24 protein-coding genes are annotated in these 21622 nt (G+C 30.0%); 20 read left to right on the forward strand and 4 right to left on the reverse strand.

Annotated features, from left to right (window positions below; translation table 11 throughout):
* Window positions 1–24: 24 nt before the first annotated feature.
* Window positions 25–489 (reverse strand): DUF4883 family protein, encoded by a 465-nt coding sequence (locus CPJCM30710_RS11340; protein WP_212904289.1) that lies wholly within the window; start codon window positions 487–489, stop codon window positions 25–27.
* 140 nt (window positions 490–629) lie between these two features.
* Here CPJCM30710_RS11340 and CPJCM30710_RS11345 point away from each other — a divergent pair, with 140 nt between their 5' ends.
* The 3 genes from CPJCM30710_RS11345 to CPJCM30710_RS11355 all read left to right on the forward strand — a co-directional run bounded on the left by CPJCM30710_RS11345 (window position 630) and on the right by CPJCM30710_RS11355 (window position 2423).
* A complete protein-coding gene (locus tag CPJCM30710_RS11345; protein ID WP_212904290.1) occupies window positions 630–1082 on the forward strand; it encodes a hypothetical protein in 453 nt (150 codons plus the stop codon).
* 125 nt (window positions 1083–1207) lie between these two features.
* On the forward strand, window positions 1208–2275 hold the full coding sequence (locus CPJCM30710_RS11350) for a pyruvate kinase (protein ID WP_212904291.1): 1068 nt from the start codon (window positions 1208–1210) through the stop codon (window positions 2273–2275).
* The gene (locus tag CPJCM30710_RS11355; RefSeq protein WP_212904292.1) at window positions 2256–2423 is read left to right on the forward strand and encodes a hypothetical protein; all 168 of its coding nucleotides are present in this window, start codon (window positions 2256–2258) and stop codon (window positions 2421–2423) included. The genes CPJCM30710_RS11350 and CPJCM30710_RS11355 overlap by 20 nt, the downstream gene beginning before the upstream one ends.
* A gap of 230 nt (window positions 2424–2653) precedes the next feature.
* Here CPJCM30710_RS11355 and CPJCM30710_RS11360 read toward each other — a convergent pair whose 3' ends face one another.
* The gene (locus CPJCM30710_RS11360; RefSeq protein ID WP_212904293.1) at window positions 2654–3013 is read right to left on the reverse strand and encodes a YmaF family protein; all 360 of its coding nucleotides are present in this window, start codon (window positions 3011–3013) and stop codon (window positions 2654–2656) included.
* Window positions 3014–3251: 238 nt separating this feature from the next.
* Between CPJCM30710_RS11360 and CPJCM30710_RS11365 the strand changes: the two genes are divergently transcribed.
* The gene (locus CPJCM30710_RS11365; RefSeq protein ID WP_212904294.1) at window positions 3252–3428 is read left to right on the forward strand and encodes an H-type small acid-soluble spore protein; all 177 of its coding nucleotides are present in this window, start codon (window positions 3252–3254) and stop codon (window positions 3426–3428) included.
* Window positions 3429–3893: 465 nt separating this feature from the next.
* Window positions 3894–4313 (forward strand): metal-dependent hydrolase, encoded by a 420-nt coding sequence (locus CPJCM30710_RS11370; protein ID WP_212904295.1) that lies wholly within the window; start codon window positions 3894–3896, stop codon window positions 4311–4313.
* 73 nt (window positions 4314–4386) lie between these two features.
* Here CPJCM30710_RS11370 and CPJCM30710_RS11375 read toward each other — a convergent pair whose 3' ends face one another.
* The gene (locus CPJCM30710_RS11375; protein WP_212904296.1) at window positions 4387–5280 is read right to left on the reverse strand and encodes a metallophosphoesterase family protein; all 894 of its coding nucleotides are present in this window, start codon (window positions 5278–5280) and stop codon (window positions 4387–4389) included.
* Between the two features lie 401 nt (window positions 5281–5681).
* On the opposite strand from CPJCM30710_RS11375, the gene thiM reads away from it, so the two are divergent.
* The 13 genes from thiM to CPJCM30710_RS11440 all read left to right on the forward strand — a co-directional run bounded on the left by thiM (window position 5682) and on the right by CPJCM30710_RS11440 (window position 16612).
* The gene (gene thiM, locus CPJCM30710_RS11380) at window positions 5682–6500 is read left to right on the forward strand and encodes a hydroxyethylthiazole kinase (RefSeq protein ID WP_407644989.1); all 819 of its coding nucleotides are present in this window, start codon (window positions 5682–5684) and stop codon (window positions 6498–6500) included.
* A complete protein-coding gene (gene thiE / locus CPJCM30710_RS11385; protein ID WP_212904298.1) occupies window positions 6493–7101 on the forward strand; it encodes a thiamine phosphate synthase in 609 nt (202 codons plus the stop codon). Before thiM ends, thiE begins: the two co-directional genes overlap by 8 nt.
* Window positions 7102–7250: 149 nt before the next feature.
* A complete protein-coding gene (locus tag CPJCM30710_RS11390; protein WP_212904299.1) occupies window positions 7251–8441 on the forward strand; it encodes a pyridoxal phosphate-dependent aminotransferase in 1191 nt (396 codons plus the stop codon).
* Window positions 8441–9511: a histidinol-phosphate transaminase gene (gene hisC / locus CPJCM30710_RS11395; RefSeq protein ID WP_212904300.1), complete on the forward strand. Its 1071-nt coding sequence runs from the start codon at window positions 8441–8443 to the stop codon at window positions 9509–9511. Before CPJCM30710_RS11390 ends, hisC begins: the two co-directional genes overlap by 1 nt.
* Window positions 9512–9702: 191 nt before the next feature.
* Entirely contained in the window at window positions 9703–10395 is a 693-nt protein-coding gene (locus CPJCM30710_RS11400; protein WP_212904301.1) for a manganese catalase family protein, read from the forward strand.
* A 252-nt stretch (window positions 10396–10647) separates the two neighbouring features.
* Window positions 10648–10845: an alpha/beta-type small acid-soluble spore protein gene (locus tag CPJCM30710_RS11405; RefSeq protein ID WP_212904302.1), complete on the forward strand. Its 198-nt coding sequence runs from the start codon at window positions 10648–10650 to the stop codon at window positions 10843–10845.
* A 379-nt stretch (window positions 10846–11224) separates the two neighbouring features.
* On the forward strand, window positions 11225–11548 hold the full coding sequence (locus tag CPJCM30710_RS11410; protein WP_212904303.1) for a HesB-like protein: 324 nt from the start codon (window positions 11225–11227) through the stop codon (window positions 11546–11548).
* A 491-nt stretch (window positions 11549–12039) separates the two neighbouring features.
* Window positions 12040–12711, forward strand: coding sequence for a YukJ family protein (locus CPJCM30710_RS11415; protein WP_212904304.1), 672 nt, complete (start codon window positions 12040–12042; stop codon window positions 12709–12711).
* 192 nt (window positions 12712–12903) lie between these two features.
* Entirely contained in the window at window positions 12904–13092 is a 189-nt protein-coding gene (locus tag CPJCM30710_RS11420; protein ID WP_212904305.1) for a hypothetical protein, read from the forward strand.
* Between the two features lie 185 nt (window positions 13093–13277).
* Window positions 13278–13475: an alpha/beta-type small acid-soluble spore protein gene (locus tag CPJCM30710_RS11425; protein ID WP_212904306.1), complete on the forward strand. Its 198-nt coding sequence runs from the start codon at window positions 13278–13280 to the stop codon at window positions 13473–13475.
* Window positions 13476–13709: 234 nt separating this feature from the next.
* On the forward strand, window positions 13710–13949 hold the full coding sequence (locus CPJCM30710_RS11430) for a hypothetical protein (protein WP_212904307.1): 240 nt from the start codon (window positions 13710–13712) through the stop codon (window positions 13947–13949).
* A gap of 266 nt (window positions 13950–14215) precedes the next feature.
* Complete coding sequence (locus CPJCM30710_RS11435; RefSeq protein WP_212904308.1) at window positions 14216–15013, forward strand: RelA/SpoT domain-containing protein; 798 nt, start codon at window positions 14216–14218, stop codon at window positions 15011–15013.
* Between the two features lie 363 nt (window positions 15014–15376).
* Entirely contained in the window at window positions 15377–16612 is a 1236-nt protein-coding gene (locus tag CPJCM30710_RS11440) for an ammonium transporter (protein ID WP_212904309.1), read from the forward strand.
* Window positions 16613–16794: 182 nt separating this feature from the next.
* Here the strand turns inward: CPJCM30710_RS11440 and CPJCM30710_RS11445 are convergent, their stop codons facing one another.
* Entirely contained in the window at window positions 16795–17691 is an 897-nt protein-coding gene (locus CPJCM30710_RS11445) for an AraC family transcriptional regulator (protein WP_212904310.1), read from the reverse strand.
* A 184-nt stretch (window positions 17692–17875) separates the two neighbouring features.
* Here CPJCM30710_RS11445 and CPJCM30710_RS11450 point away from each other — a divergent pair, with 184 nt between their 5' ends.
* Both CPJCM30710_RS11450 and CPJCM30710_RS11455 read left to right on the forward strand, forming a co-directional pair.
* Window positions 17876–19561, forward strand: coding sequence for a glycoside hydrolase family 13 protein (locus CPJCM30710_RS11450; protein ID WP_212904311.1), 1686 nt, complete (start codon window positions 17876–17878; stop codon window positions 19559–19561).
* Between the two features lie 726 nt (window positions 19562–20287).
* Window positions 20288–21304 (forward strand): rod shape-determining protein, encoded by a 1017-nt coding sequence (locus tag CPJCM30710_RS11455; protein WP_212904312.1) that lies wholly within the window; start codon window positions 20288–20290, stop codon window positions 21302–21304.
* The last annotated feature ends 318 nt before the right edge of the window (window positions 21305–21622 follow it).

Here is a 21622-nt window from a genome sequence, read left to right on the forward strand (position 1 = left end):
CGTGTTAATACTAATCTTATAACTTTACTGTTTGAAAACATATTTACAGAATAAATACAGCTTATATGCTTGAGGAATATTTTCTGTGTTTATAAAGTCCTCAGAGAACATACCATCCCATGGAAATATAGAAACTATGTTATTTTCATATATATTTATAACAAATTTTGTTTCAGAAGAACTAATAAATAATTTATATACAGGTTTTTCAGGAAGATTAGAAGGCTTATCTATAAAATTATCCTTAGAAAGACATTTTATAAAATTAATTACAATATCTTTATCCTTACCTTTAGGATTTTCTTCTCTATAAACATTAGTATCAAAGGCTGAAAGAGTAAAATCTTTTGAAGATACAATCTTATAAAGTTCTTCTGTATAATAAAATTTATTAGGTTTTTTCTTAAAGTTTATGTATTGGGCATCGTTGCAGCCAGAAAGTATGATAGAGAATAAGACTACAAAAATGATTAATATCCGTTTACTCATAAGTTACACCTCTTTGTTTTATGCACAATTTCTTCTTTCATATATTATGACTTAGTAAAATAATATAGAACTTTTTTGAAGATAATGAATAATATATAATACACTAAATGAAACTGTAGCACTTTTAGGAGGCGCTCATCTTGAAATATGGTATTGATATCACAAACAGGATGATTAGCGTAAAGGTCATTAAAGCATTAAAGAAAAGAGGACAGGCGGTTATAGACTTCAGGGAAATACAGACACCATTTTTAGGGGAGAATTTATATAAAAAAGTTCTTCTAGCTAATCAAACAAGAATTGATATCTACGTTTCACTAAATGAAGTAAGTGGAGAGAAAGATTCTATAAGCATATTTTCTGGCATGAATGAAGTTGAATTAAGATTTGTATCTCAATTTAAAAAGGAAATGCTTAACATAGGATTTAAGGAATTTAATATTATTAATGGAAGTAATTTTTATCTTATAAAGAATATTAAGGCACCATGTCTTATTATTACAATTGAGAAGTATATGATCAGTTTAGATAATAATGATTTAAGTGAAAAAATAGTTAATGCCTTAATGTCGCTGTTAAATGCAAATTCATAATATTCCTCCTTGATAAGCCATAGAGTGAATTCACTCTATGGCTTATTATTTACACTCATTTCATTAGACATATTTTTATATTTTTTTTAATATCAATAATTATATTAATACATAAGGAGTATGTTATGTTAGTCATAGCAACTATAGGGCCTAAAACCTTAACTGAAGAAACACTAAATAAAATTATTGAAAGTGGTGCTAATTCTATAAGAATTAATTTTTCACATATTCCTCATCATACTGCAAGTAAAATTATAAACTATGTAAAAGAAACATATCCACAAGTGAAGATAATTGCGGATATACAAGGAAGTAAGATAAGAGTTTCAGGTAAGCTTAAAGAATACTTTAAAGTAAAAGAAAAAGAAAGGGTATATTTTTGCGCTGAAGATGTATATGAGGATATTTTAAAGTTGTGGGTAAATAGGGACGAAAAACTTATACCTCTCACGATAAAAAAAGAGCAGCTTTTAAAACATAAAATAACACTTATATATATGAAGGATGGCACAATGAAGTTTAATGTTAAAAAGGTACAGGGCAATATATTAGAAACAACAGTTGTGATAGGTGGATACATAAGGGCTGAGAAGGGGTGCAACATACCAGGTATTGATAGAAGCCAATTATCAATAACAGAAAAGGATAGAAATGATATTCTTTTTTCTATTAAAAACTCTGTTGATATAATTCTTTATTCTTACGTAGGCTATAAAAAAAATATTATTCAAGTTAAAAACTTTATAGAAAGAGAATTAATTTCTTCAGATAGGAGGTACTGTCCAAAGCTTTGGGCAAAAATTGAAACGGAAGAAGGTGCAAAAAATATTAAGGAGATATTAGAAGACGTAGAAGGAATTGTCCTCGGAAGAGGAGATTTAGTTCCTGAAACAAACCTTTACAAAGTACCTATATTTCAACATCGTATTGCACAGAGTATTAAACATAGTAGAAAAGATTTTATAGTAGCTACACATATTTTTGATTCTTTAAAAAATGGGCAAAAGCCAACAGTGAATGAACTTAATGATATTTTTTATCTTATATTAAGTGGCGTTACTGGACTTATGCTTACAGGAGAGACATCTGTGGGTAAAAGTCCGTGTATATCAGTAAAAACATTAAAATATTCTACTGATTATTATGAAAAGATATTAAAAAGGAGTGAAAACTGTGAAAAAGGTAGGGGATGATAAAGTACAGGATGATATTGTAATTAATGAATGTAGTAAGGAAAGTAGAATTAATATAATGGGGAAACTACTTATCCCATTACTTTATATAATAGTTGCTATAATGTTTTTTTATTTGCTTTGGAAAACTTATAGTACATTTGTATAAACCTTAATATTTTATGATATAACGAACTGGTAGAAAAATAAAATGGGGTATGATCTTCTAAGTTTTAGCTAGATTTCACTTCATGAAATGATAGAAAATAAGAATGAAAGGGGAACGACCCCTTTCACTCTTATTGGTAACAATTAGGGCTAGGGTAAACTATCATATCTACTTTTTGAGAAAATAAGTGTTTTTAATTTAATGAGTTGTATTAATTATTATAAGGATTTCTAGCAGTCTTTCTCTTCAAAAGTTGGAGCTTCGATAAGTGTAGCAAAAATGAATTCATGCCTATGACCGTCATTACAAGTAGTTTCACCTTCAACAAAATGAACGTGTCTTCTTTTTTTAGGGTCACGTTCTTCTGGATTAACTATAATAGGTGGTCCTGTTTGTACCATTATTTCATGGAAGTGATCAAAGAAATCAGTTCTAGCTTTTATAATGTGAATATGATCTTCTTCAGGACCTATTGCTTGGCTAGTAATGCCTGCAAAACGATGGTCATGAGGATCTTCTTCAAGTTCAGCTAATCTTGTACTACCTAAAAACTCGTGAACATGTCTTTGTTTTTTTCTGTTTTTAGACATAACATCTACTCCTTGTAAAATATAGTACATAATATGACAGTAAATTAACCTATGATACATTTTCAAATTTCTTAATACAAAAAGTTAGGCTGTTACTTATTAAAAAGAATTTATTTGTTTTTTTAGGATAAAATATTTATGTTATTAAAGATAAATAAGTTCAATTATAGCATTTTTAAAAATCAAAACTTAACTGAGAACTTGGTTATACACTATTATGAAAAAGGAGAAAATAATTATGGATGTAAAAAGAGCAAATGAAATTGTAGAATCACTAGGGGTTATAAATGTTACCTATAAAGGAAACTCTGTTTGGATAGAAAATATCAATGAGGTAAATAATGAAGCTAAAGTAAAAGATATAAATACGGAAAAAGTATTTACAGTAGAAGTTTCAGATTTAAAGGAAGGTTAATTTAAGCAACAAAAAGCCCTGGATATTGTTGAGATAATCCAGGGCTTTTATATAATATTATAAAACATTAGATTGAAAAGTAATGTCTTAGTAAAATATTGCTTAATATTATTAATAATACTGAAATAATGATAGTAACAAGTACGTCTCTTTTCATATGACTTTTACTCATAGTCATCACCTCATTATTGATTATCACCACTTAAAGAGAAGCTATAACAAAGAACTAAAGAGAAGCTATAACAAAGAACATATAATTTTTACAACAAATATTTCAGGTGTAGAATATATTGTATTTATTAACAGTCATGATAATGATATTATAGTATTAGCTTATAGATATGCAAGTTCATAATTAAATTTAGAAAGTCATTGAAGTTTATGTTTTTAAAAAATTCTTAAAAGTGAACTTGAGTATCTCTACCACCTTTGTGCTGAAGAAAGGATAAAGTGAGGTGATTAAGATTGACCACTAAAACACACATAAGTGCAGGGTTTGCATTAGCTGCACCTCTAATGACAGTTCACAATTTATATTTGGCACCAATAATAATAATGGGTGCTACATTTCCAGATGTAGATATGAAGATAGGTTTAAAACATAGAGGATTTACTCATTCATTACTATGTTTATTTCTAGCATCATACGGACTTTGGGTAGCAGATAGAAACGTAGCAATAGCATTTTTGTTAGGATATGGTTCACATCTGATATTGGATATGTTTACAATGAAAGGAGTTAAGCTTTTTTTTCCATTAAAGTGCTCTTTTTGTCTTAAACTATGTAAAACTGATGGAACATTTGATCGTGGATTAGGTATCGTAAGTATTGTAATTATATGTGTAAGGTTAATACAATTAATACAGCCAAATCTGCAGTTGTAGAACGTCTATTTAGATTTGAATAAACTTCAGAGAAGGAGCATATTAAATATACAATATACTCCTTCTCTATTAATTACTTATCCCATTCCTGTCTAATCCATGTTTTAAAATTAGTTGGATCTGATTCATTAATAAGAAATACTCTTGCACTACGAGGAATATCATCCTTTCCATAGCCTCCATAACCTGTATAACCTGCATATCCAAGTCTAATGCCCTTAAGAATAGCACAATAATTATTTAAATGATCATGCCCTACGAATACTCCTTTTACATCACCAGTTTTAACAAGAGCATTAAAAAAACGTGTATTTATTTTAGGACAACTCTCTTCTTCAAATTTTTTACCGTTTATTAATCCACTGTTATGTGCTTTTTTAAATTCTATTAGTGGTATATGGAAAAACATAAGAGCGGGAATAGTTTTTTTGTATTTTTGTTTTAATTTTAAGGCGGTTCGCTTATACCAGCAAATTTGAGTAAGTTTTATCCAATGGTATCCACCTATGAAAGAAGGGGCGTACTTTCCAGAGTCCAGCATATAAATGTTTAGTACAGGGGTTCTATCTTTTGAATTCTCTACTAGAAGATTATAATTACCTATTCTATCAAAAGTTTTATAACCTATCTCACTGATATTATATTTAAAAGTAATATAGAAATTCATCATTTCTTCTTTAGTCATCATAGAATGCTCGTCATCATGATTACCAAAAACTATAGCCCAAGGTATGTTTCTAGTTTCCATAGGCTGAGCTATATAAGTAATAGCTTTTTTTATATCATCTACTGTTTTGCACTTACCATCAATATTATCTCCACTTAGAACTACCATGTCAGGCTTCTCATATTCTAAGATTTTGTTCATGAGATGTATAGTCTTATCTATATTTGGACCTTCATGTAAATCTGTAAATTGAACAATTTTGAAATTCCCATTATTATTAAATTTAAGAGTAAGCTTCATAAATTGATCTCCTTAAATTTGTTCATTTTAATAAATAGAATCCACATAAAGCCTAGTAGGAATGCCCGGTAGACTTTATTGAGGTAGTACATTATATGAATCATATGTTTAATTTGCTGCTAGTTCATAAAATGAAGTCTGGTTAAAATTGAGCAGGATTGGTGGCTGTTTAGTTTTATTAGATACTTAGTTAATCTCTTAGGATAAGGTATTTGATATAGGTACTGTGACTTTTTAAAGATATGCTATTGATAAATAATAAATTTTATGTAAAACTAAAAATAGGTTGTAAACTATGGAATTATTCCTTTAGTTTGGATAAGAATATCAACAGCCAATTACCTTAAAAGGATAATATTTTTACGCTTAATATATAAAATTATTAAAATTTAGTGAGGATGATCATTATGGAAGTATTAAATAGCATAGCAAACTTACTTAAAAATGTTAGAGAAAAATCACCTCTGGTTCATCACATAACAAATTATGTGACAGTAAATGATTGTGCAAATATTACCTTAGCTATTGGAGCCTCACCTATAATGGCAGATGATAAAAAAGAGGTTGAACAAATGGTATCTTTAGTTTCAGCATTAGTAATTAATATAGGTACATTAAATGAAAGAACCATTGAATCAATGGTGTTAGCTGGGAAAAAAGCTAATGAGAGAGGAATACCAGTTATTCTAGATCCGGTGGGAATAGGGGCTACAACACTTAGAACAGATACTGTGAGAACGCTAATAAATAACATTAAATTTTCAGTTATAAAAGGTAATATGTCTGAAATTAAGCTTGTGGCAGGAGAGAAGGTTGAAATAAAAGGGGTAGATTCCGCAGCAAGTGAAGAAGGGGCAGTTCAAATAGCTAAGGACCTCTCAAAGCAATTAAACTGCGTAATAGCTATAACAGGAGCAAAGGATATAATTACTGATGGAGATAGAGTGTTATATGCTCAAAATGGACATAAACTTCTTGGAAGAGTTACAGGTACAGGTTGTATGACTGCATCACTAATAGGTTCATATTGTGGTGCTAATAAGGATTACTTGATGGCAACTGCTGCAGCAGTAATAACGATGGGTATTGCTGGGGAAAAATCAATGGAAAGTTTGAAGGATGGAGAGGGAATAGGTTCCTTTAAAGTAAGATTATTTGATAATGTATTTAACTTAACTACAGATGAGATTAAAGAGAGAGGAAAAGTAAGATATGAATAATATTAATTATAAGTTGTACTTAGTTACAGATAGAAAAATAATAGGGGAAAGAGATTTTGTATGGGCCATAGAACAAGCAATATTGGGAGGAGCTACACTAGTTCAGTTAAGGGAAAAGGATTTATCCACTTTGCAGTTTTATAATGTAGCGAAGGATGTTAAGGAATTAACTTCTAAATATAATATACCTTTAATAATAAATGATAGATTAGATATAGCCTTAGCTGTTGATGCAGATGGGCTTCACATAGGACAAGATGATATGCCTTTGGAAATAGCAAGAAAATTATTGGGAGAAGGTAAAATTATTGGTTTATCCACTTCTACTATAGAAGAAGCTAAGTTAGCGCAGGAACAAGGGGCTGATTATATAGGTGTTGGCGCTGTGTTTCCAACCACAACAAAGAATGATGCAGATGCTGTTTCTTTAGAACAACTCAAGGAAATAAAGGAAACTGTAAAAATTCCAGTGGTAGCAATAGGTGGAATAAATGAAGAAAACTATAAGTTACCTATGAACTGTGGTATTGACGGAGTGGCAGTAATATCAGCTATTTTAGGCAAGTCAAATATTAAAGCTGCTGCAGAGAAGTTTGTATAGGTTATTTGATAGAATATATTATGGAAATATCAACTTAAATTGAGTGATTTAGGATAAAATATATTTTTAAATTATTAAATTTATATTACAATAGAATTTAAGCTTAAATAACTAATTGGATAAAAAAAATTCAGGGAGGAGCCAGTAAAATGATATCTAACAAAATGAAAAATTTAGTGGCTACTAGTTCTACAATAAGGGCTATGTTTGAGGAAGGTAAAAGACTATCTGCAATTTATGGAGAGGAAAATGTTTTTGATTATAGCTTAGGTAATCCAAATGTTGAACCTCCTGAAAACATCAAAATTGCAATTAATCAAATACTAAATAAAGAATCAGCTAACCTTATACATGGATATATGAACAATTCAGGATACGAAGATGTTAGAACTAAAATAGCTAAATTTATAAATAAAAAATATAATACAAATATATCACATAATAACATAGTTATGACCTGTGGAGCAGCTGGAGGGCTAAATATTTTATTAAAAACATTACTTAATCCAGGAGATGAAGTTATTGTTTTTGCGCCATTTTTTGGTGAATACAGAAATTATGTAAACAACTTTGATGGAGAGCTTGTAGTAGTGCCTCCGGATATTACTACGTTTGAACCTAACCTACAAGCATTAACAGACAAGATAAGCAGTAAAACAAAAGCTGTTATTATCAACTCACCAAACAATCCAACAGGTGTTGTTTATTCAGAAAAAGTGATGCAAGATTTAGCAAAAATACTCTCAGAAAAGGAAAAAGAACTAGGTACAAGTATATACCTAATATCTGATGAGCCATATAGAGAAATAGTTTATGATAATGTTAAAGTCCCTTATATCTTAAAATACTACAAAAATTCATTTATTGGGTATTCATATAGTAAATCACTATCCCTACCAGGAGAGAGAATAGGGTATATAGTTGCAAATACAGATATGGATTACTTCGAAGATATAATGTCTTCGTTAAATGTGGCTAACAGAATTTTAGGTTTTGTAAATGCTCCATCATTATTTCAAAGAGTTATTGCAGAATGCTTGGAGGCTGAAGTTGATGTTAGCATATATCAAAGAAACAGAGATGTTTTATATGACCACTTGACAGCAATAGGTTTTTCTTGTATAAAACCACAAGGGGCATTTTATTTATTTCCTAGGACACCAATAGCAGACGATATAAAGTTCTGTGAAGAAGCAAAACAATTTAACCTATTACTAGTACCAGGTTCAGCTTTTGGCTGCCCAGGACATATAAGATTATCTTATTGTATAAGTTATGAAAAAATACAAAATTCCTTACCAGCTTTTGAAAAGCTAGCTAAATTATATGAGGTGAAATAATGAGTAAAGCATGGATTGATAAGATTAGAAAGGTAACGCCATATGTACCAGGCGATCAACCTAAAGTTACTAATATTATAAAATTAAATACAAACGAAAACCCTTATCCACCATCACCTAGAGTGGCTGAGGCTTTAAAAAATATTGATACAAATAGACTAAGATTGTACCCAGATCCAGAAGCTACTGAGTTAACTCAGGCACTTGCGGATTACTACGGGTTAGGTAGCGATCAAGTATTTGTTGGAAATGGCTCAGATGAGGTGTTAGCCTTAGCATTTTTAACTTATTTTAATTCAGACAAAGAGATATTATTTCCTAATATATCATATTCTTTTTACCCAGTATATGGAGATCTGTATGGTATAAAATATAGAAAGGTACCTTTAAATGATAACTTTGAGATTAATAAGAATGACTATATGGTTACAAATGGAGGTATTATCTTTCCAAATCCTAATGCCCCAACATCTATAGAAGCTCCACTAGAAGTGGTAGAAGACATAGTAAAGGCTAATAGAGATGTTGTAGTTATTATAGATGAGGCATATGTTGACTTTGGAGCACAATCAGCAGTAGAGCTTATAAATAAGTATGATAATTTAGTAGTTGTACATACGTATTCAAAGTCAAGAGCTCTAGCAGGATTGAGATTGGGTGTCGCATTAGGTTCTAAAGAAATTATTTCACATTTGAAAGCAGTTAAAAACTCTTTTAATTCTTATCCTATAGATTATATTGCACAGACATTAGCTACTGCAGCCATTAAAGATGTGGATTATTTTAAAGAAATTACAAATAAAGTAATAAATACAAGAGACTATGTAACAACTGAGTTAAAAAAACTAGGCTTTGTTGTTCCAGATTCTAAAGCAAACTTTTTATTTGTCACTCACCCACAACTTTCAGCTAAAGATTTATTTGAGTTTTTAAAAGAGAATAAAATATTTGTAAGATACTTTAATTCTCCTCTTATAGATAACCATCTAAGAATTACCATTGGTACAGATGAAGAGATGGGGGAATTATTAAAATTTATAAAAACATATCTAGAAAAAAATCTTAAATAAAACTGAGTAGGCATCGAGCCTACTAGAAATACACAACTTCAATCCTTAAACAACTTATGAAATATAAAATTGAAAGTTCTCATCCTTTTTAATAAGGATGGGAGTTTTTTTTGTTTTATATTTTGCGTATATTAATTTATTATTATTACAAAATATGAATGAACGTTTTATTGAGGTAAGGAGTGAATGTTATGTTTAAGCACGAAAAACAATTATTACAGGAAGTTAAGGTTGAGAGACCTAACCCACAATACGCTATTTTAATGCAAGAGCAGTTAGGTGGAGGAAATGGCGAACTTAAGGCAGCTCTTCAATACATAGCACAAAGTTTTAGAGTAAAAGATCCTGCAATTAAAGACTTGTTTTTAGATATTGGAGCTGAGGAATTAAGTCATATGGAAATGGTTTCGCAAACTATTAATTTATTAAATGGACATGACGTTGATTATAAAACTGTAGACGTTGGTGAGATTGAATCCCATGTATTGGCTGGGTTATCTCCCGTATTAGTTAATTCTTCTGGCGCACCTTGGACAGCTAATTATGTGACAGTAACAGGAGATTTATGTGCAGATCTATTATCTAATATTGCTTCTGAACAACGTGCTAAAGTTGTATATGAATATTTATATAGACAAATTCAAGATAAGGAAGTTAGAAGAACCATTGATTTTTTATTAAATAGAGAGGAAGCACATAATGCTTTATTTAGAGAAGCTTTAAATAGAGTAAGTAACTCTGGTTCTAATAAAGACTTTGGTGTAACTCAAGATTCACGTTTATACTTTGATTTATCAACACCAGGTAAGTACTTTGAAGCCCCAAATCCTACTCCTGTAGCCTTTGAATCTCCTAGACGACAGGAAGAGTTAGTTAAACAATAACAGGATGAATTAGTAGTTATATTAATATGAGTTATAAAGCTCACTGATAAGATGGACTTAAAAGTTTTTTATTTACTATTATTTCACAAAATAAATTTGGTTAAAACTAAGTAGGCATCTAGCCTACTCAATTTTATTAAGTAGAATATTATTGTATTAATGGAACTAATTCGCTAGAGTAATAAACTTAAACTTATGCAAACTATAAATACAAGCTTAATAAAAAAGTAATACATATAGGAGGAAATGATTATGGCAAATAGAAATAATAGAGTGTTAGTTCCAGAAGCAAAAGCAGGTTTAAATCAATTTAAAATGGAATCAGCTAGAGAAGTAGGCGTAAATCTTAAAGATGGATATAATGGAGATTTAACTGCGAGAGAAGCAGGCTCAATAGGTGGAAACATGGTTAAGAAAATGGTAGAAAGCTATGAACAAGGTTTAAAATAAAATATTAGCAAGAAAAGCTCTAGAATTGGTCTAGAGCTTTTTTGGGGAGAAAATTATGTTATAACATAAACTGAATTCAGAAGCCTTAATATTTTATGTAGTAAAGAAAATATTATTCAAAAAACTCTGAATATCCAATTTTTATTTGCTGCCATTTGATAAAGTGGAATTTGTCTAAAGCTGATCAGACTCTATGTCTGGTCAATTTTATTGAAAAGAATTCTTTGAATTTTTAGAAAAATGTGTTTGATAAATAATGAAAGTAATGATATAATAACCGATATAAAATTAAAAAATATCATATTATTTTAATAATATGTGAACAATACATATGTTTTGCTTGAAAATTATTAAATTTATATTTGAAGGGGGTATTCTTATGAATAATATTCAAATTAGCGAAGAAGCTTACAAGGAATTTAAAGATTTTCTGGATTACAATAATGTGGAGAACTACAACTTAAAAATAACCTATATGGGAAAAAATTGTGCTGGACCAGTATTTAATATTAATACTGGAGAACAGGGACCTAATGATATTTTAGAACAAGTTAAAGATATTAGTTTTTTTATTGGAAAAGATTTAATAGATGAATATGAAGGTTTTATAATTTTATCTAATAACGAAAACAAGGGAAAAGGTCTTGAATTAAAACCTGTTAAGGCTCCTAAAAGTGGCTGCAGTGTGTGCCCAGGTTGTTAATCTTTAATTTGTTGTCATTTCACGAAGTGAAATCTAACTCAAGCTGTGGATACACAACTTCATAACTGAATAAGAAAAGAAGCTCTGGATTTATTCCAGGGCCTTTTTTTATATTTATATAATTATAATTACTAGTATTTCATAAATTAATATTTAGTAATTAATTAATATAATAACTACTTTGAAAAAAAACATTTAATGGAGTTAATTATAAGCAAAGCTATTCCAAGGGCAATACCTGTTATTACCAAAAAACCAACAATACCTAATAAAGCAGCTAGAATATTCAAAAAATCACTTCCTTTAATATGAATTCTAACATATAAGTATGATTTATAATTATGTAGTATGCTTATATAGCTTAGGATTGTCAGCTTGTAAAGCTGATACAATAGGGGGGATATACGGATAATAGATTTGTTTATTAAATATAGAATGTGAAGGTTGGATAATCTAATAATAAAATATAAGTTTAAAAGAGGTAAGATATAATGCCAGTACATGAGTATGGAGTATTAAAAGGAATAGTAAAGGGGGCAGAAATGGATCCTATTACTGATTCATCACCACACTATAAAATTATTGTTGAAGGCGAAAAAAATAAGAAATATGAAGTAGTTGTTAATGTTATGTCATCAAAAGATTCAAAAAGACCTGAACTATTATATTTAGCTGATAAAAACTTTAATCCGCAAGCTATTACAAAGATTGAAAAACTTAAAGATGGATTTCATCACATTAATGATCAGAATAGAGAAATTGCAATAGATTATATTAGAGGAAACTTATTTAATCCTTCTAAAATGACAATTTTAGAACATTATAGGTCAGGACCAGATAATGATTTATATGAATTTCTTAATGACTTTACAATGAAAGCAAAAAAACAAATGGCAAAAATATATGTTTATGGTGCTAAGTTTTATAGAGGTCTTGGAGTACATAATGTTCATATGAATCAAGGAAATGATAAAATAAAGTCAGAAGATAATGGAATATGGCAAGATGGATGTTTGCTTTACGAGTTTAATGATCATTGGGTAGCTATTTTTCTTGCTTTTCAAAATCAATTCTGGTGTACACAAGAACACGGTAATAAAAAAGGTTATCCATGTTATGATCATGGATTCTGTTCTCATAAAGATAAACCAAGGTCATGTTAAAGAAATGATAAAAGTTTTCCATAAAAAAATTCAGATTATTGAAAATTGGGATAGGTTATTATTTTCTTTAGCTATTTAAGGTTAAAAGTATTATTATAACGTTAAACTTAGTGGAAATAGTATGATGTTAAATCATATAAGGATATCTTAATGAATACAATAGAATATATTATATTGTATTAGGAGGTATTTATGAAAAATTATTCATCATATTCATCTGCTAAATGCGAGTTTATAGATTTTTGTGAAACAAGAATGTTAATAGAAGATTATAATGTAACAGAGGACATACTTACATTGCTTTGGAAATTATATAAAGAAAAGTATTATGAATATTGCTCTAAAAATGGTTTGAGGGCATGTTCTTATAAAGATATCTAGATTATATTTTCTAAAGAAATAGCAGGATGAAGATCTTTCATCCTGCTATAATATTGTGTAAATCTTTTTATTATGAGGAAAATATAGTCTTAACTACAATTAGTTTACTAGAGTAATAATCTTCAATCTATATAAACTATTAATAGAAATTTAATATCAAATAATATTTATAGGAGGATTAAGTTATGGCAAGTAGAAATAACAGAGCATTAGTTCCAGAAGCAAAAGCAGGTCTTGATAAATTTAAAATGGAATCAGCAGCTGAGGTTGGAGTTAATTTAAAAAATGGATATAATGGAGATTTAACTGCAAGAGAAGCTGGATCTATAGGTGGAAACATGGTTAAAAAAATGGTAGAAAGTTATGAACAAGGTTTAAAATAAAATATTAGTAAAAAGCTCTAGAATTAATCTAGAGCTTTTTTTTAGGTGAACAAGCTCAGAAAACTTAATATTATATGTAATAAAGAAGAAGAATATTCGATTTTCTAAAAAATATATGGAAATTTATTACATATGAAGATTACTTCATTGGTAATATTAAAGAAATTTGATATAATAATATTATCAATGTAATCGTTATTGAAGTTGTGAAGGAGCAAAAAGGGGGATTGGATAATGGGGAAGACTTATGTTAATAATATTGCTAGGAAAATTGAAAACATTATTTGGGAGGAAGGTAGAACAAAACAATGGTGCGCTAATAAGCTAAATTTAAACTATAAAACTTTTGCTGACAGAATATACTTTAATCGACTTACTCAAGAGGATAAGGTTAATTTATCAAAATTATTGGAATTTGATTTAGAAAAACTAGAAGATGAAGTTCTGCAGGAAAATAAAAGAATGGCTGGGTAAAAATTATTACTTATAAGTTTTGTTCTTTAGCAGAAAATATTAAACTATACTTGAAGAAAACACGACATAAGGACTTGCTTGACGTAGTAAATATTCACCTAACATAATAAGAAGAAGCTCTAGAATAGTCTAGGGCTTTTTCGTTGTAGATATTAATAGAGAATTTAGGAAAAAACTTATTTTATAAGATATGGTTATTCATAAAATTTAATGATAAATTATTATATAGGAACTACAAGTAAAGCATTCGGAGTTAGGAGGATTTTATGAAAAATAAACTTATTATAGAAGAATTTTTAAAAAAATATCCGTCTATAGAACAAGATATAGACAAAAATAGAATAGATATTAAGGTATTAAGTAATATATATAATGATTATATTTTATATAGAGATACGTATGAAAACCAAGCCAATTTTATTTCTAATATTCTTAGATCTCATAATAAGGTTCATTCAGTTAAGTCAAGAGTAAAGGATCCAGAAAGATTGATTGAAAAAGTGATTAGAAAAACACAGAATAGAAAAGAAAAGTATGGAGAAGATTTTCAGTTTTCTGTAGAAAATTATAAAAATGAGATAAATGACTTAATAGGTATTAGAGCTATACATATTTTTAAGCAAGAATGGGAGATTATCCATGAATTTATATTAAATACATGGACAGTTATGGAGATAACTGCAAATGTAAGGGACGGGGATGATACTAGACGGTTTGAGGAGTTAGGAATACAAATTAAATCTAGAAAATCAGGATACCGATCTGTCCATTACCTTATAGAATTTTATCCTACTAGTCAAAAGGTTATAGCTGAAATTCAAGTCAGAACCATATTTGAGGAAGGTTATGGGGAGATTGATCATCAGCTGAGGTATTCTCATAAACAAATTCCAGAAATATTAGCTTCGAATTTACTATTATTTAATAGAATTGCAGGAAGTGCAGATGAAATGGCATCGCTTATTAATTTATTAAATAAGAATTGGTGTGAGATGGAAGAAAAATATAAGAATATAATAGCCGAGAAGGAGAAGGAAATAGTAAGATTAAAGGAAAAATTATAAATCTTAGAGAAACTAAAAATACAATTTTATCATATTTGGTATTAAATACAATGTTAGGAAATGTTCGGAATACCACGTATATTTATGGTTTTAAACAAAGGGAATGTACGGAATGATACGAAAGAAAAAGATAAAGTTGTTTTGAATTTTATGTTGACAATAATCGTAGGTCTGTATATAATAAGTACATAAAGCAAAGGCGCTTTCACTAATAATAGTGAAGGTGCCTTTTTTTATTTACCTTTGGCAAAGGTGTTTTAACTAATAAGCGTACATTATATTTACGGTATTTATAGTGTTCACAGTATTCATTGTTGTTGTTTGGTGTTACGTATTTTTAAAATTAAGAGGAGGTATATACATATGCAAACACCTGATATAGTATTTATGATTTTTTCGACAGCTTTAGTTATGCTTATGACACCAGGGTTAGCTTTATTTTATGGAGGAATGGTAAACAAGAAAAATGTATTAAATACAACAATGCATAGTTATGTTGCCATGATATTAATTTCGTTACAATGGGTATTATATGGTTATACATTAGCCTTTGGAACTGATCACAGTGGATTAATTGGGGGGTTAAACTGGTTAGGATTAAATGGGGTAGGTTTTGAACCAAATGCTGATTATGCAGCAACTATACCTCATCAATTATTTATGTTATTCCAATTGATGTTCGCTATTATAACTCCAGCTCTTATTTCAGGAGCTTTTGCTGAGAGAATGAAGTTTAAGGTATTTGTAATATTCATGTTATTGTGGGCAACATTTGTTTATGACCCATTAGCACACTGGGTATGGGGTGTTGGTGGTTGGATAAGAGAGCTTGGAGCTTTAGATTTTGCAGGTGGTAATGTAGTTCACATAAGTTCAGGTGTTTCAGGATTAGTTGGAGCACTTATGTTAGGTAAGAGAATAAAGAAGGAACAAGCAAGTCCACATCATATTCCATTTACAGTACTTGGAGCAGGATTACTATGGTTTGGCTGGTTTGGGTTTAATGCAGGAAGTGCATTAGGAATTACTGGTGACGCAGGAAAGATTGCAATCAATGCTTTCTTAACAACAAATACTTCTGCAGCTGCAGCAGCTTTTAGCTGGATTGTTGCAGAAAGATTATATTCAAAGAAGATAACAGTAATGGGAGCAGTAAGTGGAGCAGTAGCAGGTTTAGTTTCTATAACACCTGGAGCTGGTTTTGTAACTCCAATGGCTTCAATAGTAATAGGGTTACTTGGTGGAGTAATATGTTATTTTTCTGTAGCAGTACTTAAAGAAAAATTAGGTTATGATGATGCATTAGATGCTTTTGGATGTCATGGTATTGGAGGTACTTGGGGAGCAATTGCAACAGGAATATTTGCTACTAAGAGTGTAAATTCAGCTGGTGCAGATGGTGTTTTAGCTGGAAACTGGGCACTTCTAGGTTCTCAGGTAATATCAGTAGTAGCTACTTATGCCTTTGCAGCAGCAGGTACATTCATAATATTAAAGGGGATATCATTATTTACAAGTATTAGAGTTAAAGAAGAAGAAGAAAAAATGGGCTTAGACTTGGCAGTGCATGGTGAAAAGGCCTATGGAAAAGTATCATAATTATTGAAAACCTCACTTTTTCCTTATATATATAATAAAATGAGCAGGCTCAAAGCCTGCTCATTTTTGGTTAGATTTCACTTTGTGAAGAATCTTGCCTTCACTTGCAGGGATTTTTATTTATCTGTTCATTAATGCAGTGATTTCACTATGCCAAAGATGTAAGTTTTTCATCCCATTACTTAAGCCCCTGACAGAATGTCAGGGATTTTTTTATATTGAGAGGGAGTACAATTTTTATATTCCTTAAACTTTTTTATAAAGTAACTAAAATTATCAAAACCAACATTAAAACACACTTCCATTACCTTCGCATCTCCTGTTTTAAGTATTTTAGCTGCTTGTTCTATTCTATAGTGATTAATATAGGTGACGGGAGTTTTACCAGTTACTGATTTGAAAAATCTACAAAAATATTCTGTGTTCATGTTGGCTTCAGCAGCTAATTCATCTATATATATTTTTTGTTTGTAATTGTTACGAATAAAATTAAGCACTTTTTTTATTATTTGCACCTTATAATCTTTAGGGATTAAAAGAGTAGCATCATTCTTTAAGAACTTATTTTCTTCAGCTAAATTTGCTATAACTTTTAGCAAAGAAGCTTTTATACTTAGTTCCCATCCACCATTTTTTCTATGATAGACATCAATTATTTCTAAAATCTCACGTAAAGTTTTATTACCACATGTGGAAGTTGGGTCAAGGAATAAAGGAAAACGAAGAGATTTTTTTGATATTGGGTCAATATATTTATTCTGACAATAATCATAAATAGAGCTATTTAATATATTAAGATCAAATACTATAGCATAGTGCATAGAGGGCTTGTTATCTATTGCGTAGACTGAATGCAGTTGTTCACTATTAATAAAAATATATTGACCAGAAGTTAATTTAATAGGCTGCATATCTATGTTAAATATTAAATCACCCTTCTCTACATATATTATTTCAATCTCATTATGCCAATGATAAGATACGGAATAATTACCTTTTGTGTCTATATTAGAGTAGACATTCAGTGGAAACATAGAATTACCATGAGTCCTTTTTTCTTTTAAGTTGTTATCTTGCACGGTTATTCCTCCTAAGCCTTAGTCAAAATAGTGTTATTTTTACACAAAATAAAGCAAGTTTTAAAATGTCGATGTAGGTATAATATTATTGTAAGATAAGATGTAAAGGAATTCAACTAAAGAAAATAAAGTGGTTTGAACAAAAGCTTATTAATATATATATAAAATCAATGGAGGAATTAATATGAATAAAACATGGTGGAAAGAAAGTATTGTATATCAAATCTATCCAAGAAGTTTCAAGGATAGTAATGGAGATGGTGTTGGGGATTTAGGCGGAATTATTGAGAAGTTAGACTATTTAAAGGAACTTGGCATTGATGTTATTTGGCTTTCGCCAGTTTATAAGTCTCCGAACGATGATAATGGATACGATATCAGTGATTATAGAGATATTATGACAGAGCTTGGTACTATGGAGAATTTTGATGAGTTACTTCAAAAGGCACATGATAAGGGAATAAAAATCATGATGGATTTGGTAGTAAATCATACTTCTGATGAGCATCAATGGTTTATAGAAAGTAGAAAATCCATAGATAATAAATATAGAGATTATTATATATGGAAAAATGAGTTAGGTGGACAAACTCCAAACAATTGGGGATCTTGCTTTAGTGGTTCTGCATGGCAATATGATGAAAGCACAGAGATGTATTTCCTACATTTATTTTCTAAAAAGCAACCTGATTTAAACTGGGAAAATGAAGCGGTGCGAAATGAAGTGTATGACATGATGAAGTGGTGGTTAGACAAAGGTATTGACGGATTTAGAATGGATGTTATCAACTTAATTTCTAAGGATCAACAGTTCCCAGATGGTCCAAAGGGAGAAGGAAGCCTCTATGGGGATTTTGGACCGCATTCTGTTAATGGACCAAGAGTTCATGAATTTTTAAATGAAATGAACCGCAAAGTATTATCTAAATATGACATAATGACTGTAGGGGAAACTCCAGGAGTAACTACGGAAGAAGCTATGAAATATGTTGGTGACAATAGAAACGAGCTTAATATGGTTTTCCAATTTGAACATATGGGCTTGGGTGATGGACCAGATGGAAAGTGGAATAATCTGCCGTTTAATTTAAACGATTTAAAGAGAATTATGACTAAATGGCAAAAGGGATTAGAAAATGGAGGATGGAACAGTCTATATTGGAATAATCACGATCAACCTAGAGTAGTTTCACGTTTTGGAAATGATAATAGATATTGGAAGCAGTCAGCAAAGATGTTAGCAACTTGCCTTCATATGATGCAGGGAACTCCTTATATCTATCAAGGTGAAGAAATAGGTATGACTAATGTAGCTTTTGAGTCTATAGAAGATTATAGAGATATTGAAACTATAAATGCATACAATGAACTGGTAAATATTAAAGGAAAAGATCCAGTAGAAATGATGGCAGGAATTTATGGAAGAGGTAGAGATAATGCTCGTACACCTGTACAATGGGATGATAATGAAAATGCAGGATTTACAACTGGTACTCCGTGGATAAAAGTAAATCCAAATTATAAACAAATTAATGTAAAGTCTCAGTTAGAGGATGAAGATTCTATTTTTAACTACTATAAGAAATTAATTAGTATACGTAAGAAAAATGAGATTATAGTATATGGAACTTATCATTTAATTCTTGAAGACCATAAGGAGATATATGCGTATACAAGAACTTTAGGAGAAGAAAAACTTCTCGTAATCTGCAATTTTACAGAGAGCACTCCAGTTTTCAATCTACCTGAAGAAATAAAATATAATTCTAAGGAATTTATTATAGGAAATTATGTAGCAGACTGCGTTGAGAGTATAGAATCCTTTGAATTAAAACCGTATGAAACGAGAGTATATTTACTTCATAACTAGTATATAAATGTATAAAGTATATTGGAAAAATAAATGTTATTTTTCATAAACAACTAAAGAGCTTCACAGCTCTTTTTCTTTTAATTTTATTGAATAATAATACTGTATGGTGGTTATTTTGTACTCGTATGTAAATATCTTAATATAAAGTGAAATTATGTAATTATTAAATTTTAATTAATTATGTAGTTTATGAGTTGAAAAATGGAGTAATCAAATATATACTGGTGCAAAGTTGATTTTTATTTAGGGGAAGATTTTGTTAATCGTTCACCACCTAAGAGGTGATAGATTGTAACTCTACTACATATGGTAAATGATATCAGAGTATCTTCCATCTCAAACGTAGGTTACTATAGTCTAATTGGCTTAGTCCAAACTATAGAGTGTACTCTACAATCTCTAAGAGTGCTTTTTACGCAACGGTTATCTCTTAATTGTATGATGCGTGCATAAGATTTTACCTAGCAGACGATTAACTGCTGGAATCTTATATCTTATTTGGTTTTGAAATAACATATATATTTTTATATTATTTACTATTTAATTTATAAATATAAAAGGAAAGAGGTAAGCAAGATTAGACTTGCCTAGCGGCAAGGATACTCCTACTTTAGAAGTCGGAGTATCCTTGTCACTTGTGGATAAAAATGTAAATTCACTTTTCCGTACATTATCTTTCTTTTTAAGAAAGATAATATTGTAAACTTGAAAGGAGAAATTTCGATGAAGTTTTTTATAACGTCTAAGGATATGGGAATAGATTTAGGAACATCAAATACTTTATTATACGTAAAAGGAAAAGGTGTTTTATTAAGAGAGCCTTCGGTGGTAGCTATAAATACTATCAATAGAAAAGTTTTAGCCGTTGGCTTAGAGGCTAAGAAAATGATAGGCAGAACGCCAGAAGATATTGTCACTATTAAACCTTTAAAGGATGGGGTAATTGCTAATTTTGATGTAACTCTACAAATGCTTAAAAAGTTTATTGACAAAGTAGTTACTAGTAAAGGTACTTTCACAAGATCTAGAATTGTAGTTTGCCACCCTTCAGGCATTACTGAGGTTGAAAAGAGAGCAATTAATGAGGCAACAAGTCAAGCAGGGGCAAGCAAAGTCATGCTGTTTGAAGAGCCTATAGCTGCTGCTATAGGAGCAGGGCTGCCTGTAAATGAACCAATTGGAAGCATGATTGTTGATATAGGTGGGGGTACCACTGAAGTTGCAGTTATTTCTCTTGGGGGAATTGTTACAAGTCAGACTTTAAGAGTTGCAGGAGATGAATTAGATGAGGTAATTATTAATTATATAAGAAAAGAATTTAATCTGCTGATAGGGGAAAGAACAGCTGAAGATATTAAAATTGAACTAGGTTCTGTCTATCAAGATGATGATGAAGAAGAAAGAGAGATGGAAGTAAAAGGACGAGATTTAATGACTGGGCTTCCAAGAGTTATTACTGTTACAGATAGTGAAATAAGACAAATTTTAAAAGAGCCAGTTGCTCTGGTAATTGAAGCAATTAGAACTACCCTTGAAAATACTGAGCCAGAACTTGCTTCGGATATAATGGACAAGGGGATAATGCTTTCAGGTGGAGGAGCTCTTCTAAAAGGGTTAGCTAAACTAATATCTATTAAAATGAATATACCTGTTTATATTGCAGAGTCACCTCTTGATTGCGTTGTTCTTGGTGCAGGGAAGTGTCTAGATATGCTAGATAAGATTAAAGATATTAAGTAATAATTATTAAATTTTATAGAAATAGCCCTAATTAACTTTATACAAGAAGAAAAGGGAAGACTGTTAAAGGAGATTATGTTATTTTACTTAGTAGATTAATAGATGATCTAAAATCATGTCTTATTTTTGACCCTCTTCTAAAAAGAGATGTATTTGGAATAAGTTCTAATAAGTAAAGCCATCAGGATAATTTTATCCTGATGGCTTCAGACTGCTGACAAAGTGTCAGCAGTCTTTGTTTTTACTGAATTATGAAGTAAAATTAAAAGTATATAATTTTATTTCATAGGAGTTATTCAAATGATACGAGAAAGAAAA

It is taken from the genome of Clostridium polyendosporum, assembly GCF_018332455.1.
Lineage (GTDB): Bacteria > Bacillota > Clostridia > Clostridiales > Clostridiaceae > Clostridium_AY > Clostridium_AY polyendosporum.

Excerpts from the sequence above, each read along its gene's own strand:
- CPJCM30710_RS11340 (WP_212904289.1), bottom strand. The coding sequence starts at position 489 with ATGAGTAAACGGATATTAATCATTTTTGTAGTCTTATTCTCTATCATA.
- CPJCM30710_RS11350 (WP_212904291.1), top strand. The coding sequence starts at position 1,208 with ATGTTAGTCATAGCAACTATAGGGCCTAAAACCTTAACTGAAGAAACA.
- CPJCM30710_RS11360 (WP_212904293.1), bottom strand. The coding sequence starts at position 3,013 with ATGTCTAAAAACAGAAAAAAACAAAGACATGTTCACGAGTTTTTAGGT.
- CPJCM30710_RS11365 (WP_212904294.1), top strand. The coding sequence starts at position 3,252 with ATGGATGTAAAAAGAGCAAATGAAATTGTAGAATCACTAGGGGTTATA.
- CPJCM30710_RS11375 (WP_212904296.1), bottom strand. The coding sequence starts at position 5,280 with ATGAAGCTTACTCTTAAATTTAATAATAATGGGAATTTCAAAATTGTT.
- thiE (WP_212904298.1), top strand. The coding sequence starts at position 6,493 with ATGAATAATATTAATTATAAGTTGTACTTAGTTACAGATAGAAAAATA.
- CPJCM30710_RS11390 (WP_212904299.1), top strand. The coding sequence starts at position 7,251 with ATGATATCTAACAAAATGAAAAATTTAGTGGCTACTAGTTCTACAATA.
- hisC (WP_212904300.1), top strand. The coding sequence starts at position 8,441 with ATGAGTAAAGCATGGATTGATAAGATTAGAAAGGTAACGCCATATGTA.
- CPJCM30710_RS11400 (WP_212904301.1), top strand. The coding sequence starts at position 9,703 with ATGTTTAAGCACGAAAAACAATTATTACAGGAAGTTAAGGTTGAGAGA.
- CPJCM30710_RS11405 (WP_212904302.1), top strand. The coding sequence starts at position 10,648 with ATGGCAAATAGAAATAATAGAGTGTTAGTTCCAGAAGCAAAAGCAGGT.
- CPJCM30710_RS11410 (WP_212904303.1), top strand. The coding sequence starts at position 11,225 with ATGAATAATATTCAAATTAGCGAAGAAGCTTACAAGGAATTTAAAGAT.
- CPJCM30710_RS11415 (WP_212904304.1), top strand. The coding sequence starts at position 12,040 with ATGCCAGTACATGAGTATGGAGTATTAAAAGGAATAGTAAAGGGGGCA.
- CPJCM30710_RS11420 (WP_212904305.1), top strand. The coding sequence starts at position 12,904 with ATGAAAAATTATTCATCATATTCATCTGCTAAATGCGAGTTTATAGAT.
- CPJCM30710_RS11425 (WP_212904306.1), top strand. The coding sequence starts at position 13,278 with ATGGCAAGTAGAAATAACAGAGCATTAGTTCCAGAAGCAAAAGCAGGT.
- CPJCM30710_RS11430 (WP_212904307.1), top strand. The coding sequence starts at position 13,710 with ATGGGGAAGACTTATGTTAATAATATTGCTAGGAAAATTGAAAACATT.
- CPJCM30710_RS11435 (WP_212904308.1), top strand. The coding sequence starts at position 14,216 with ATGAAAAATAAACTTATTATAGAAGAATTTTTAAAAAAATATCCGTCT.
- CPJCM30710_RS11440 (WP_212904309.1), top strand. The coding sequence starts at position 15,377 with ATGCAAACACCTGATATAGTATTTATGATTTTTTCGACAGCTTTAGTT.
- CPJCM30710_RS11450 (WP_212904311.1), top strand. The coding sequence starts at position 17,876 with ATGAATAAAACATGGTGGAAAGAAAGTATTGTATATCAAATCTATCCA.
- CPJCM30710_RS11455 (WP_212904312.1), top strand. The coding sequence starts at position 20,288 with ATGAAGTTTTTTATAACGTCTAAGGATATGGGAATAGATTTAGGAACA.